Here is a 12863-nt window from a genome sequence, read left to right as displayed (position 1 = left end):
TCGTTGTCGTTATTGGCGCGCGTCGAGCTGCAGCACTTCCCGCTCGAGCGCGAGTTCATCCCGGCGCTGTACTTCGGCCAGTAGGCCCAGGAGCAGGACTGCGCCCAGCAGCGCGGCGATGGTCTGGCGGATCATGCTGCCCACCGGGTCACCACCAGGACTGCCGAAGCAAACACGCCAAGCAGCATGGAGCCGGCCAGCTTGACCTTGGCAGCGAAGAGCTCTCGCTCGGTTACGCGGTTCACAGCACACGCTCCATCGCGCCGCTCAGGGCGATCATCGCGGCGGCGCCGGCCAGCATCAGGGCGGGGTGGCGGTCAGTCCATTCGATACGGTGCAACAGCAAAAAGCGCAGCATCATGTTCTCCAGGTGGTTGTCGGGTACCGCTTCAGTGCCAAAGCCCGGTCTGGCCGAGCGATGGGTGTTGCTGGGCGCGCCGCGCCGGTGTCAGGTCGGCGCGAAGGCGGCAATGCGCTCACCCAAGATGTCTGAGTACACCTTCATGGCGACAGCCTGGACCTGCAGGCGGCGTTGTTCTGCCTCGTCGAGGTTGCCGAACACGTCGCCGATCAGGAATGCCCTTAGCCGGCGGCGCTTCTCGTCCAGATCAGCTTTCTCGTCGACCACTCGCTGCTGGTGCGGTTGCATGGCGCTGTAGCCGGGATGCGCGGCGCCAGGCGCAGGCTGCTGGCTCGCGGCCTGGGCGATCACGTCAGCCAGGGCGCACACGATGCCGCGGCAATAGGGCTCGCCGTCTTCGACGATCTCGAAGGTCTCGTGCGGAATGCTGGTCTTGATGATCCAGCTGTAGCCGGGCTCACCTTCCCAAGCCGCCTCGATCTCGATGCCGCCGCCCTCACGCTTGAAGTAGCGGCGCAGCTCGTCTTCGTCATCACGGTCAACGTCTTCGAAGTTGGGAATCAGGCCGGCGCGATCGACGCGCACTCGGCAGCCGCCCCATGCGCCGGCTTCGTCATGAACGGCGCCGCGCAGTTCCAGCAGGTCGTCGCTGGCTCCAAAGGCCACCACCAGGCCGGCTGCCTTGGCTTGATGCTCCTCCGTGCGGTCGAGCTCCTTGCGGTATTCGCGACCGGTCAGCAGCATGGCCAGTTCTTTTGCTTCCATCTTGTGTCTCTCCTGGTTGTGCACTGGCGCCGTGCCGGCGGCTCGATATCGAGCGATAGGGGTTACTGATCGGCCCGGGCTTCGAGTTCGAGAATCGCGGCCCCGACAATCGCCGCCCAGGTGGCTGCGTCTTCGCTCGGGTGGTCCTTGTAGGCCTCGGTGACGCTGCGCCGGGGCGTCGAGCCGTAAACCGTCACCGTGCCGCCGCCGTCGTCCTTGTCGTGCGAGGTCGACAGGTGCAGCGCGGTGGAGAGCGGGCCGGCCGCGCTCCAACTGCGGCGCCAGAAGGGCAGGCCATCTTCGCCAGGCTGGTACGAGGGCGGGATGAACTTGTAGCCACGTTTCGCGGTCGGGCGTAGCGTCGTCACCGCGGTGAACAAGCTCGGCACCGCTACGACGTGGCCCAGGGCCCTCGCCAGTTCGACCTCTTGACGGATCGCGGCACGCAGGTAGGTGTCGGTCCAGGGCTTAAGGGCTTGGTTCATCGATCGCTCCTTAGACCGGCGTGGCGGCAGCTGCGGCGCGCATTGCCTCGGCGCCGAACGTGTCCAGCAGCACTTCGTGCGCGACCGGCGTGCACAGCAGGCCTGCCAGGCACTGGACTGCCAGCGCGGTGTTCGCGCCCGGCAGCGTCGCCGCCGCAATGATCTGCTGCGCCTCGAGTACGAGTCGGGCCAGCGGATTCGAGGTGGTGGTGTTGCTCATCGTTTGCTCCTGTGCGCCTGGTAGAGTGAGCGCGGGGTTGATTACGCGGACAGCAGCGGGGCCAGGGCGCGCGCTGCAGCGCCGGCGCCGTTGTCGCGGTCGTACAGATAAGGGTCCAGCTGATCGCCATCGAGGCCAACTTTCATAACGCGGCCGCGCAGATAGTCGAAATACAGCCCCTGGTCAGCGATGACCTTTGCCGCATCCTCTTCGCTCATCGAGCGAGCGCCGCGGGTGTCGAGGAAGCCCATGCCCTGCTGACGCGAGGCGTTGAATAGGGCCGCCAGAACTTGCGGCTTGCTCAGCTTGCTGATGTCGATCATTGCCATGCTCATCTCACGTTTTTTGCCGCGCCCAATGCGCCGCCTGATTTCGTTACCGAGGCCGATTGCCTCTCGCTCTGCCTCAACCATGCGCCAGCCCAACTGGCGCCGAATTTCTTCGGGGCTCGGCGGCGGCCCGTTCTGTTCCTGCCTCTGCTGCATCCAACTACGCACTTGCTGATTGCTCGGCTTGGTCGTCTGCTGCATAGCTGGCTCCTGGTGAGTTCGCTGCGTTGATGTGTCTAGTAAACCATAGGTTGAACAAAATAGTCAACCCTAGGTTGATTTAATTGTGTAAAATTGGCTTCACCGGCTGGGTTCGGCTGGTTGCAAGCCTGGAGCAGGGAGGGGAACTCCGACGCGAATGGCCCAGAGAGGAACCGAGCTGACGGCATCAGCCGCTTCACTTGTCGGATGAAAAACGGCAGGGGTGAGGGGATAGGCGTACTGTGGGATAGGTCTGAGATACGCACGGGGGCAGCGAAGCTAGCACCTCTAGACCGGAAAGGCTGGCGAGTCGGAGTAGACGGCGTACCGATCTATAACGTAAAGGCTCAGCCCCTGCAGGATAAGCTGAGTCTCCGTCCCAGCCCCCGATATCCCTAAACCCAAACTCAGGGGTTGAAGTTAAAGGTAGAGCAGATACAAACGTTAGCAGTACCTCTTGATAGTTTTGTTAGTACCTATACAAGGGGCAGAACAAAAAAAGGCCCGGAAAATGGCGGAAAAGATGACCCTGACGGCGTACTTGGCGCAGCGAGGCGTAAAGGCGAAAGCGCTGACGCGCGGCGAGGCAACGCTGCTTGGCATTGCGTACCCGCTACAGAAGGGTTGGGCCCGAAAGCACGGCGCCATGATGATCGAGGATGGAATGCGCGCGAAGCTGGTGGCACACGCGGAGGCGGCGCGCCAGGCGGCAGAAGAGAAGGCGAGCGCGAGTAGGGCGAAGTCGCGCATTCCGGCGGCGGCCGGCGTCCAGCTGCAGCTGGTCAGCGCGCCGGCCCGGATTCCGACGTCGCCAGTGCCAGGCTTCGTCCCGCGCCTGGCACGGCGCTACCGCAAGAGCAAGTCAGCGCCCTGGGCATAAAAAAGCCCGCTCGGAGCGGGCCACAAAAACTAACCAAGCACCTTTTCCGTCTTCCTGGACCTTGCCTTTTTGGGAGCTGGAGGCGCTTCTTCTGAGGAGGCAACCTCAGAAGGGGGATCTGAGGCTTCTGGCGCTACTGGTGATAATCCAATGCTCTTGACGCCCAGGATCACGCCAGGCAGTTGTTGCTGACTAGATGAGGCTACCGGGCCAACTCCAATTTGGAACTCAATCCCAAGCTCGTACCTCCCTTTGGGAAGCCCATAGTGCTGAACTAACACTGCCGTAAGCTCAGTCATTGAGAGCGAAAATTTGGGTTCTGGAGAGGCCAAGTCTGTCTTCCTGCGGTTAGTGGGATCGGACATTTGCCACTCCAGATTCCCAGTTAATTCCGGTGCCGCGCAAAGCAACACGATTAACAACTTGATTTTCTTCTACCGTCACAACGATTTTATGGTTGTGATCATGGTTATGGTGATGATTCACGTCGCGATGGCACACGTAGGCCTCGCACGCTCGCGAGACAACCTCATTTAACGAAACCTCGTCGCTAGCGGCCCTAAGGACGAGTTGCTTATGAATGTCCGGCGAGACGCGAACATTAAACTGTCCTTTGAGAGGAACTTGCGCCGGGCGGCCGAGCTCCTTACAAGTCTCGATATAGTCGTCTACGGCTTCTTCAAACTGTTTTTGAAGTTCTCGCGGGGATTCGCACTCGTAAGTTACCAAATCGTCGATGAGCAAAATCTTGCCACGGCAAACGCCCCGTGCCAGATCAATCTCAGTCGTTCCTTCGTAACTCTTATATTTCAAGATGTCCATTGTCATGCTCCTAGATGAATCCATGAGTCTTCAGGTGATCAACGACGTCTACAATGCAACCTTTGTCCACATCCGGAGAGGGGTGCGGTCGATGACAGATGATCAGAAGATCTTTTTCTTTGTGATAGAACTTGCGCCGCGAACCATCCCCGTTCAACATCCTGTACCCCAAGTGTTCTAACAATGCCTTGAGGTCATCCCATTTGAAGTTTGATGGTGGAGGGGTCGCCGATATCTTTGCTAGCGCTTTGCTATATTTGGACATGTAGTTCGGGCTTCAACAATCATGGGATTGTAACTGGAAAATAGTCACACCGTTTAGAAAATTCAAGGTCCTTGATACGGAACATTGTTACCTAATGTATCCTTAAGGCAACACTAGTGAGCAAGACGGCATTTGCCTCTGTCAATAGTACACTGTCAAATTGGCAAAAGACTCTCCAATTATCACGGCGCCAGGTCAGAAACCGGACAGGACCTTGTAGCGGATGCCGCTGTTGTCAGCACTGAGCACGCTGATGCGAACAGTGCGGAACGTTACCTCCGCTGGGAACTCGCTGATTTCGTACGACACGTCCTGGAAGAACGCCGGCCGCGCGAAGTCGTTCATGTATTCGCGGTACGAGAGGCGCACTGTCTTTGCGCTGACGCCCTGATAAAGGAGCTCGAACTTCTTCGAGTCGGGTCGTGGCACCTGGAGTTCACCCTGCTCGTAGCGGATCGGAGTCTCAAGTTTCTTCTCGAACCAAACCAATCCAGGCGCTGCCTTTACCATGTCAAACGCGCCGCTGCCAGCTTTGTCCAGGAAGCACGCGGTCTTCAGCGGGCCGACCATCGGATCAACGTATGCTGGCTTCTCAGTGCAATACGCCGGCGTGCCTTCTGCAGTTGCGGGAACAACGAAGTCGCCCGCATCGGTCCGAATGCTTCCCAAGGCCAGGCCTACCGACACCGGTGCGAGCAGCCGGTACCCGGTTTTACTCCAGTAGCGATACTGAGAGAACATCGTGCTCCCCACAGTGACGGTTGCTGGCGCGTTTAGCTCAGGCAGCTGGCCTACCTTTTCAGTCAGCTGGCTGGGCTGCGTCACGCTGACCGATGCGCAGCCCGTGGCGGCGACCGTGAACGCAAGAATGGGGATGGTATTTTTCATGATGATCCAGCTGGCGGCATCTAAGCGTGCCGTATCGCTCGCGCGAGTATAGCTGTACAGACTTGCCAAAAGCTCACCAATTCTCACTGTTCAAGAGCCTTGAAGAAATATTCATTGGGACATGCCACTTTGTCAGTAAAGTGCGCTAAACTTTGACCCATACTGTATGGATGTACAGTACTCAAGGAAGAAAACGAACGGCCGAGCTTGGAGTCCGACAGTACCTGGGCGCCATTGGCGGCACTACACAACAGCGAGCGCTCCCGTGAGACGGCGAGCCTGGAGGAATGAATGCTAGACGACGAGAAAACCAAGGTAGGTCTTGCTTACGAAACCGACCCAGATGACTTTCCATTGACCGGGCGTGAGCGCCATCTGATCCGCAATTTTCGAGGGATGAAGGGAAGTGCTCAGGAGATGCTATTTGACTTGTCTGTGCAGTATATGCGCACGCTGCCATCCACTCCGGTCAAGCTGCGCTTACTGCCTGGGAAATAGATGCCCGGTATCCGAGTCTTTCGGTGCGACGCTTGCAGCGCCGTAGATCATGAGCTTTCCATCCTTCGTTGCCTGGCGATAGAGTTCCAGTAGACGCTTTTCATGCACGTCTAGGCGCTCGAGCGTCGTTTCGCTGGGCGGCGATGCGTCAACTAGCGTTTGACCAAGCAGTTGGTCCACAGTCAGCCCTAATGCACGCGCAGCCTCGACGGCATTTGCACGCGATATCTTCCCATCGCGGATCCACTTAGACACCGCGTTTTTGGATACGCCGCATTCCTCGGCCAGCCACTCCTGAGTTTTCTTCAGGTCGACTAGTCGCTGCTTAATGATGTTGCCGAAAGGTGAATTCATGGGCGGCATCATCGGTCCAATCTCCCACGCTTTCAATGAACCAAGAGTTGATTTCTGTTGCGCCATAAGTCAACCTGTGGTTTACTAACGCTATGGATAAGACCAATGCAACCGCGATTCAGCGCGCGGCAGATCAGGTAGGTGTCCCTGTGCTTGCGAATGCCTGCGGCATTTCAGTTCAGGCTGTCTACAAGTGGATCAAGAAGGGCTACCCGCCGGTTGAGAGGTGCGAGGCTATCGAGCGCGCAACCGGCGGGAAGATCAGCCGATTCGACCTGCTGCCTCCGACGTTTAGCGGCGCCGTGCACTGAGCACGTAGCGAAGAACTCATCGTACAGGGCTTGCTGTGCTGCGCCTTGCGCTGCGTCGCGCCGAAACGGAGTTGCGACCAGGTCGGAGTTCATAAGGAAGAAGTCGTCGGTAGGCATTTTTTAGGCCTCAGTAATTTTGCAGTAGAGCCATTGTTGCACCGCAGTGTTTCCAAAACATCATTTTTAAAAGGTTGCTCCACATGAACCATCTCGATGCCTTCCACGCCACCGTACACACCGCTCCTGGTGGCTGCGACTCGCTCGCGCCGCGCATGGGGATGTCGGCGGCGATCCTGCGCAACAAGGCCTGTCCGACAAATACGACCAACAAGCCGACCCTGGACGACGCCGATCGTCTGATGGGCATCACCGGCGACTTCCGGATCCTCGAAGCCCTGGCGGCCAACCACGGATTCACCCTGGCGCGCATTGGTGATGAGCCCTCGTCCGACATGGCGGTGCTCGAGCACGTCACCAGCATCTGGCAGCGCCTGGGCGACGTCGCGGGCGAGGTGCACAAGACCCTCGAAGACGGCCGCGTTGAGCCGCACGAGGTGGAGGCGGTGCGTGCTTCGGTGTTCCGAGCCTTCCCCGCAATGATGCGCCTCATCGAATGCCTGGATGGCATGGCCGAGAAGCGCCCGGTTTCGAAGTGAGCAGCAACCCAGGCGACAGGGGTGCCGCCACCAATACCACCACCAGGGAGAGAGCGATGAGTAACGGTGAGAAGGGCGTGATGCTGGAGGTTCTGAAGAACCCGCAGGCCTACGGCGAAGAGACTCGCCGCGAAGTGCACAACAAGGTAGTCGCGGAGCTGGAGCGTCTGTGGCGCCTGGAGCAGGCGGTCAAGTACACGGCAGAGAACCTGTCCGAGATCGCCAACCCGAAGGTCCAATAACCGAAATTTCATCAGGGAGAGAGCAATGACCACAGCAGCTGCAGCACCGGCCGGCCAGGCCGAAGAGTTCAACCCGAATCCGGGCGCGCTGCTCGATGCGGTGACGAAGCACTTGAACCTGAAGAATGACGCGGCCCTGGCGCGGGCCCTGGAGTTCGCGCCGCCGGTGATCAGCAAGATCCGCCACGGCCGGCTGCCGGTCGGCGCCATGGCCCTGATCCGCATGCACGAAGTTTCGGGCATCGAGATCAAGGAACTGCGCGAACTGATGGGCGATCGCCGGAAGCACTTCCGCGGTCAGGCGTCCGAATAGGCCGCACCCCACCAATACCACGATAACCCGGCGCCGGTCCTTGGATCTGCGCGCCGTCATGAAAGGAGGGCATGTGAATCAAGAAAGTAAGCCGGTGGCGATGACCGAGGAAGCGCGCAAGGAGCGCGTGCGCGAAGTGTTGCGCGCCGCCAGTGAGCCGCTTGGCCCGATCCAGATCGCGGAGCGCATTGGCGAAGCCTGGTGCATGTGGAACGGCTCCGGCTTCGGCTCCGCGGTGACGCCGCTGCTGCGCAAGGTCGGCGCGAAGAAAACCAGTGGCAAGTGGTCGCTGAAGGCGGCGCCGGTAGCCGAGGTCGAGCCGGGATGCGTCGGTGAAATGGGCCTGACCCCGCCGGGCGTGATGAGCCACGCACGCTGGGAGCAACTGAAGGCAGAAATGGCAGTACCGCAGCAATGAAAAAGCCCGGCGGCAACCGGGCTTCCTGAAACAAGTACAACGCATTGGAGATCGCATGTTAGCAGAAAACTTAAATCCGGCAGCGCAGGCTGGTGAAGATCAAGCTTCGCTCGCGCCTGAGTTCGCCGCGCGCGCAGCTCACCTGACCGCGGCTGTTGCCGGCGTCGCCGCAGCCCGGGCTGAATCGCAGGCGTCGACCGAGTGCTGGTCGACCAGCCCGGAGCGCTTCGAGGCCGAGAGCCTGTCCAACCTGGTGATCGCCAACGATTGGCTGCGCGCCGGCGACATTGTCTATGTCGGCACGAAGCGCGCGGTCACGCTGGCTGACGTGATTGATGCCCAGGACATTATCTTGATCATGAGCCAGCGCTCGACGAAGCTGGCCGGTGAGGGTGCTGACGGATACCCGGGCGTGACCGAAAAGCAGAAGCAGATCCTTGAAGCTGCGCTGCGTGGCTGGATTGCGCTGTGCTGCCCGCCTGACTTCCTCGGCGTCGAGAACATCCGCCGCTACAGCATCACCGACCTGGACCTGGATGTGGCGGCACGCGCCGTAATCGGCGGTGCGCAATGAGCAACCTCTGTATGCATGTGCTTAGCGCGATGATGCACTCGCCGATCCACAACTACGGCGGCATCCCAGGTATCACCAGCTGGCTGATCGGCACGCCTGGCGAGAAGGGCCTGGTTCGCCTGCTGATGTCGTCCCGAGACCATCAAGAGCCGATCATTCCCCACTCGCATCGCTTCGACTTTCACTGCATGGTCTTGTCGGGCCGCGTGCGCAACATCCTCTGGGTCAAGGGTACGCGCGGCGATCGGTTCCAGGAATCGACGCTGACTTACGGCGGTGCGCCAGGTCAGTACGAGCGCGTTGCTGGTGAGCAGGGTCAATGGGCAATGCACGAAAGTGTTTATGTGGAGGAGCAGGAATATTCGATGCGCGCTGACGAAGTGCATTCGATCTATTTCGCGCGCGGCACTTCGGTACTGTTCTTCGAAGGTCCGAGGGTCAGCGACACGTCGATCATCCTCGAGCCCGTGGTCGATGGCATTGTAGTGCCGACGTTCGAAGTCAAGCCTTGGGCGTTCAAACTCGAGCCGGCCGGGAGTGAAGCATGATCCGCTGCCACTCCACTCCCAACAGCCACACCGCTGCCCGCCTGGCACGCCTGCGCATCCTGGTCGGCGCCTTCCTCAACGGCGAGATGACGCGCGGCGACATGGCTGACCTGCTGCAGCTAAGCCTGTCGGGCATCCGCCCCTACATCAAGGACCTGCGCCACATCATCACGGTCGACCGCTGGATCGACCCGACGACGTACAGCCCGGGCGATCCGGTCTATCGCCTCGCGGTCAGCGCAGTCGAGGCGACTGCTTACATGGACACGCTGGGCGATGCGCCTGGTGTGCTGCAAATGCGCCCCTCGACCATGGACATCGCTGCGCGCGACCCGCGTCGGCACTTCCACATCCTGAGCGATGACGAGCACTACGCAGTTCGCATCAGCCGAGTTGGACCGTTCCGGCATTGGATGGACACAGTGCTGTTCGGCACCGGGCCGGCCAAAAAGGAGGCATACGCATCATGACCGCCATGATCGCAACCGCATTTCCATCCAGTCGCGGCGCCGCCTACAAGGCCTGTGAGCTGATCATCAACCAGGGGCCGAAGACGGTCGAGCAGCTGCTGGTCGCCGTCGACTTCGGCGCCCACGGTACCCAGCAAGCCAAGATCACTGCCGCAATTCAGGCCGGCTGGCTGCACGAAACCCCGGCCGGCACGATCGACGTCACCGAGTCGGTGCGCGAGCACTTCGCCGGCCTGGCGCCGAAGGAGAAGTACGCCGGCCAGATCACGCCTCCGCAGTACCGCCCAGACATCTTCCGCAGCCAGGGCCTGAGCAAGCGCTACATCCCGAACAGCCGCGGCACGCGTGCGGACGTGCCGGCCTGGTCGGTGCGCGAGACAGTCAAGATCGTGACCATCAAAAGGAGCGAACCATGAAGTCAGTCGGCAATAAGTTCATCGACGCATTCTCTCGCAGTTTGCATGGTGGTCGCTTTGGCGCCTGCGGCATCGGCGAAGTCAGCATCCACTGTGACATCGGCCACATTCACGCCGTCCTTGGATGCGATAAAGCTAGCCAGGTATCGGCCGGGAACAAGTGTCGACTTGTGGGCATGAACGAACAACACGTACTCCCGATAAAGTTCGGTGACAAAGTCCATTCTTACCTCCAGGGCGGAAAGGGCAGCTTGCTTATGAGGACGTGCTTATCCGGCCTGCGTCTTGATCCAGGTTTGAGCTCGCTTAACCGCATCCATGCGTGCATCCTGATCGGTTTCGCAGCTTGTGCCGAGTTCGCGACCTTCTCGGTAAAGAAGCGCGAATCGATCGACAGGGATCGAAGAGACCACGTGGAGACGGGCTATGGTACGGCGGATCGAAAAAGCGCCTTGGAATCGGTCATTGATCGAGGGCCAGACCATCACGGCGATGGTGAAGCCCTTGTACTGGTAGTCGCCCATTCGTTGCATGTCGCCTCCCATGAGATTCAACATGGGATCGTAGCATGATGCGTAGTTTATCTCTTAAACATCGGACATCAATTGTGCGCCGCCTGAAGATGAGGCGTCACGGACTCCGCGCTGCCTCTAGCAGAAGCATTCTTCTGTCAATGGCCTGGCCAGTCCAAGCTAACTTTCCATTAATCGATAGGCTACACATTTGGATGGGCATCTATCCAGGCGTTTGCGCGTTTGACTGCGTTGGCCTGAGCGGCAAGGGTCGAGGCGAACAGTTCGGTAGTGTCGTTGGGTTCTCGGTGCGCAACTTCGGGAGTGCGAAGGAAGGCTACATTTCTCCCGAAGTAAATCGTAAAAGCGCAGTTGAACTGGGTGTCGGACAGCTGCGCCATCCTAAGGACAACACTGTGCCCCCCGTATTCGTATACGGACAGCGGCAACATAGTTGTTTTGATGGTCATTTGATCATCATATTAACATGATGCGCCGCTCACCACTCAAAAATGGCAAGCCCTTGCAGCGCAAGAAGGCGATGTCGCGCGGCAGTGGATTCTCGCGCGCCGGCACCAAGACACCGGCCGCCGGCGCCAGCCTGCTGCGCGTCGCCGCAGTTCAGGCCAAGGCGCGCGATCGCGAAGCTAAGCCGGCGAAGCCTCGCAAGCCGATGAAATCGAGCCGCCCGAAGATGACGCCAATCCGCGCCTCAGCGCGCGGCCAGGACTGCACGCTGCGCTTTCCGGGCATCTGCAACCGCAACCCGGAGACCACGGCCTGGTGCCACTCAAACCGCCTCGAAGACGGGAAGGGCATGGGCCTGAAGGCGCCGGACCATCACGGCTGCTACGGCTGCTCGGACTGCCATGCATGGCTGGATGGCGGGTATGCCGGCCGCGTGGCGCGCGAGGTGGTTGACGCGCGCTTCGACGCGGCGCGGGCAGAGAGTCAGGAAAAGCTTCGCGCCCTGGGCCTGATGCCCGAGCAAGACAACGAAAAGGAGGCTGCATGATCCTGGCAAAAGCGGACATCGGCAACGCCACTCTGTACCACGGCGACTGCTTGAAGATCCTGCCGACCCTCGGCCACATCGATGCGGTCATCGCGGATCCGCCATACGGCATCAACCTGGGCAAGATCAGCGGTACCGGCCGCAATCGGTGGAACGAGGGCACGAACTACGGGTTCGATATCGTCGGCGACGACCGCGACTTCGACCCGGCACCCTGGCTGGCCTTCGAAAAAGTCGTTCTGTTCGGGGGCAACCACTTCGGCAGCCGCCTGCCGGACGCTTCGTGCTGGCTGGTCTGGGATAAGCGCGATGGCGGCACGTCGGACAGCTGCGCCGACTGCGAGATGGCCTGGACGAACCTCAAGGGGCCGGCCCGGCTGTTTTCCCAGAAGTGGCGAGGCATGGTGCGCAGCGGCGAGGAGAACGTGTCCCGCGGCGCGATCCGGCTGCATCCGGCGCAAAAGCCCGTCGCGATGCTCGCTTGGGCCATCGAACAGTGCAAGCTGCCGCGCGGCGCCGTCATCTTCGATCCGTACATGGGCAGCGCCTCCCTCGGCATTGCAGCGCTGCGCGGCGGGTACCGGTATATCGGCATCGACATTGAGCGCCGCTGGTTCGACGTGGCCTGCACTCGGCTCAAGCAGGAGGTGGCGCAGGGCCAGTTGTTCACGCCCGAGCCGGCAGCGCCGGAGCAGGTCGGACTGTTTCAGGAGGTGGCATGACATCCCTCGGTCTGAAGCTGGCCAAGCCGCCAGCATCGCCATTCGCGAACCTGACACCCAGCGAGCGCCTCGGAAGCAATAAGCAGGGTTGCGCGGTATGGCGCCTGGTATGCGACTGCGGGTTGGCCTTCGAGGCAAATTCTCAGGCCATTCAGCGCGGGGGCGCGCACTGCCGGGTCTGCAACCCGAACTACGGCGACAAGTTGGCCAACAAGATTCTGGCAGTGCTGCCGGCCACTATTCCGGACATCGTTAGCGAAACCGGGCTCACGCTCGAACAGGTCAAGTTCCGCCTTCGCCACATGAAGCCTGCGTTGTGCCACGTTGGACGCTGGAAGCGCGGCACCGGCGCGTGGATGCCGGTGATCTACGCGGGCGCCGGCGAGGACGCGCAGTGCGAGTTTAAGCCTAGGCCCAGGGCCGAGCATGGCCGCCGGTATCGCAAGCGCGTCAAAAAGGCAGTCGAGAAGGCACTCGCCGGTGGCAAGGAAGACGTGCGCTACACCCGCCACATCGGCCGCGCCAGGTCGGGGCTCACTGCAGCGATGACGCGCATCGTGCCGCAGACCTGGTTCTCAGCATTGGAAATATAGAAAGG

25 protein-coding genes are annotated in these 12863 nt (G+C 60.5%); 14 read left to right on the top strand and 11 right to left on the bottom strand.

Translation table 11 applies throughout. The annotated features are described in order from the left end of the window. Positions 1-9: 9 nt before the first annotated feature. From U1H99_RS16225 to U1H99_RS16205, 5 genes are all read right to left on the bottom strand, one after another. Positions 10-135: a hypothetical protein gene (locus tag U1H99_RS16225; RefSeq protein WP_323142766.1), complete on the bottom strand. Its 126-nt coding sequence runs from the start codon at positions 133-135 to the stop codon at positions 10-12. A gap of 313 nt (positions 136-448) precedes the next feature. After that, complete coding sequence (locus U1H99_RS16220; protein ID WP_323142765.1) at positions 449-1126, bottom strand: crAss001_48 related protein; 678 nt, start codon at positions 1124-1126, stop codon at positions 449-451. A gap of 62 nt (positions 1127-1188) precedes the next feature. Next, positions 1189-1611 carry a hypothetical protein gene (locus tag U1H99_RS16215; RefSeq protein ID WP_323142764.1) on the bottom strand — a complete coding sequence of 141 codons (423 nt, stop codon included), beginning with the start codon at positions 1609-1611 and terminating at the stop codon, positions 1189-1191. 10 nt (positions 1612-1621) lie between these two features. Next, positions 1622-1831 carry a hypothetical protein gene (locus tag U1H99_RS16210; protein WP_323142763.1) on the bottom strand — a complete coding sequence of 70 codons (210 nt, stop codon included), beginning with the start codon at positions 1829-1831 and terminating at the stop codon, positions 1622-1624. A gap of 41 nt (positions 1832-1872) precedes the next feature. Further along, positions 1873-2361 (bottom strand): hypothetical protein, encoded by a 489-nt coding sequence (locus U1H99_RS16205; RefSeq protein ID WP_323142762.1) that lies wholly within the window; start codon positions 2359-2361, stop codon positions 1873-1875. Positions 2362-2872: 511 nt separating this feature from the next. On the opposite strand from U1H99_RS16205, the gene U1H99_RS16200 reads away from it, so the two are divergent. Continuing rightward, a complete protein-coding gene (locus tag U1H99_RS16200; protein ID WP_323142761.1) occupies positions 2873-3241 on the top strand; it encodes a hypothetical protein in 369 nt (122 codons plus the stop codon). Positions 3242-3589: 348 nt separating this feature from the next. Here the strand turns inward: U1H99_RS16200 and U1H99_RS16195 are convergent, their stop codons facing one another. The 3 genes from U1H99_RS16195 to U1H99_RS16190 all read right to left on the bottom strand — a co-directional run bounded on the left by U1H99_RS16195 (position 3590) and on the right by U1H99_RS16190 (position 5216). Next, a complete protein-coding gene (locus tag U1H99_RS16195) occupies positions 3590-4063 on the bottom strand; it encodes a type II toxin-antitoxin system HicB family antitoxin (RefSeq protein WP_323142760.1) in 474 nt (157 codons plus the stop codon). A gap of 10 nt (positions 4064-4073) precedes the next feature. Then, a complete protein-coding gene (locus U1H99_RS30145; RefSeq protein WP_375341620.1) occupies positions 4074-4328 on the bottom strand; it encodes a type II toxin-antitoxin system HicA family toxin in 255 nt (84 codons plus the stop codon). Positions 4329-4523: 195 nt separating this feature from the next. Beyond that, the gene (locus U1H99_RS16190) at positions 4524-5216 is read right to left on the bottom strand and encodes a hypothetical protein (RefSeq protein ID WP_323142759.1); all 693 of its coding nucleotides are present in this window, start codon (positions 5214-5216) and stop codon (positions 4524-4526) included. Positions 5217-5507: 291 nt separating this feature from the next. Between U1H99_RS16190 and U1H99_RS16185 the strand changes: the two genes are divergently transcribed. Continuing rightward, positions 5508-5714 carry a hypothetical protein gene (locus tag U1H99_RS16185; RefSeq protein ID WP_323142758.1) on the top strand — a complete coding sequence of 69 codons (207 nt, stop codon included), beginning with the start codon at positions 5508-5510 and terminating at the stop codon, positions 5712-5714. On the opposite strand, the gene U1H99_RS16180 is transcribed toward U1H99_RS16185, so the two are convergent. Beyond that, entirely contained in the window at positions 5697-6134 is a 438-nt protein-coding gene (locus U1H99_RS16180) for a helix-turn-helix domain-containing protein (protein ID WP_323142757.1), read from the bottom strand. The two genes, U1H99_RS16185 and U1H99_RS16180, sit on opposite strands and share 18 nt — an antisense overlap. 26 nt (positions 6135-6160) lie before the next feature. On the opposite strand from U1H99_RS16180, the gene U1H99_RS30140 reads away from it, so the two are divergent. The 9 genes from U1H99_RS30140 (at position 6161) to U1H99_RS16140 (ending at position 10016) form a co-directional block, all read left to right on the top strand. After that, entirely contained in the window at positions 6161-6379 is a 219-nt protein-coding gene (locus U1H99_RS30140; protein WP_375341619.1) for a YdaS family helix-turn-helix protein, read from the top strand. Positions 6380-6579: 200 nt separating this feature from the next. Next, a complete protein-coding gene (locus U1H99_RS16175) occupies positions 6580-7035 on the top strand; it encodes a phage regulatory CII family protein (protein WP_323142756.1) in 456 nt (151 codons plus the stop codon). A gap of 80 nt (positions 7036-7115) precedes the next feature. After that, entirely contained in the window at positions 7116-7277 is a 162-nt protein-coding gene (locus U1H99_RS16170; protein ID WP_323142755.1) for a hypothetical protein, read from the top strand. A gap of 25 nt (positions 7278-7302) precedes the next feature. After that, positions 7303-7590: a hypothetical protein gene (locus U1H99_RS16165; RefSeq protein WP_323142754.1), complete on the top strand. Its 288-nt coding sequence runs from the start codon at positions 7303-7305 to the stop codon at positions 7588-7590. Positions 7591-7663: 73 nt separating this feature from the next. Continuing rightward, positions 7664-8008, top strand: coding sequence for a hypothetical protein (locus U1H99_RS16160; RefSeq protein ID WP_323142753.1), 345 nt, complete (start codon positions 7664-7666; stop codon positions 8006-8008). A 55-nt stretch (positions 8009-8063) separates the two neighbouring features. Beyond that, complete coding sequence (locus U1H99_RS16155) at positions 8064-8582, top strand: hypothetical protein (RefSeq protein WP_323142752.1); 519 nt, start codon at positions 8064-8066, stop codon at positions 8580-8582. Continuing rightward, positions 8579-9130 (top strand): hypothetical protein, encoded by a 552-nt coding sequence (locus U1H99_RS16150; protein WP_323142751.1) that lies wholly within the window; start codon positions 8579-8581, stop codon positions 9128-9130. Before U1H99_RS16155 ends, U1H99_RS16150 begins: the two co-directional genes overlap by 4 nt. Next, the gene (locus U1H99_RS16145) at positions 9127-9600 is read left to right on the top strand and encodes a hypothetical protein (RefSeq protein ID WP_323142750.1); all 474 of its coding nucleotides are present in this window, start codon (positions 9127-9129) and stop codon (positions 9598-9600) included. Before U1H99_RS16150 ends, U1H99_RS16145 begins: the two co-directional genes overlap by 4 nt. Then, the gene (locus tag U1H99_RS16140; RefSeq protein WP_323142749.1) at positions 9597-10016 is read left to right on the top strand and encodes a hypothetical protein; all 420 of its coding nucleotides are present in this window, start codon (positions 9597-9599) and stop codon (positions 10014-10016) included. Before U1H99_RS16145 ends, U1H99_RS16140 begins: the two co-directional genes overlap by 4 nt. A gap of 2 nt (positions 10017-10018) precedes the next feature. Here the strand turns inward: U1H99_RS16140 and U1H99_RS16135 are convergent, their stop codons facing one another. Next, complete coding sequence (locus tag U1H99_RS16135) at positions 10019-10240, bottom strand: hypothetical protein (RefSeq protein ID WP_323142748.1); 222 nt, start codon at positions 10238-10240, stop codon at positions 10019-10021. Positions 10241-10285: 45 nt separating this feature from the next. After that, positions 10286-10573, bottom strand: a complete 288-nt coding sequence (locus tag U1H99_RS16130) for a hypothetical protein (RefSeq protein WP_323142747.1) — start codon at positions 10571-10573, stop codon at positions 10286-10288. 442 nt (positions 10574-11015) lie between these two features. On the opposite strand from U1H99_RS16130, the gene U1H99_RS16125 reads away from it, so the two are divergent. From U1H99_RS16125 to U1H99_RS16115, 3 genes are read left to right on the top strand one after another with little or no spacing between them, the layout of a single operon-like run. Next, a complete protein-coding gene (locus U1H99_RS16125; protein WP_323142746.1) occupies positions 11016-11543 on the top strand; it encodes a nuclease domain-containing protein in 528 nt (175 codons plus the stop codon). Further along, positions 11540-12265, top strand: a complete 726-nt coding sequence (locus U1H99_RS16120) for a DNA methyltransferase (RefSeq protein WP_323142745.1) — start codon at positions 11540-11542, stop codon at positions 12263-12265. Before U1H99_RS16125 ends, U1H99_RS16120 begins: the two co-directional genes overlap by 4 nt. Further along, positions 12262-12858 carry a hypothetical protein gene (locus U1H99_RS16115; RefSeq protein ID WP_323142744.1) on the top strand — a complete coding sequence of 199 codons (597 nt, stop codon included), beginning with the start codon at positions 12262-12264 and terminating at the stop codon, positions 12856-12858. The genes U1H99_RS16120 and U1H99_RS16115 overlap by 4 nt, the downstream gene beginning before the upstream one ends. The last annotated feature ends 5 nt before the right edge of the window (positions 12859-12863 follow it).

Source organism: Massilia phyllosphaerae (assembly GCF_034659755.1).
Classification (GTDB): domain Bacteria; phylum Pseudomonadota; class Gammaproteobacteria; order Burkholderiales; family Burkholderiaceae_D; genus Telluria; species Telluria phyllosphaerae.
The sequence above is the reverse complement of the archived record's forward strand: the minus strand, read 5'-3'. Positions and strand labels throughout refer to the sequence as shown.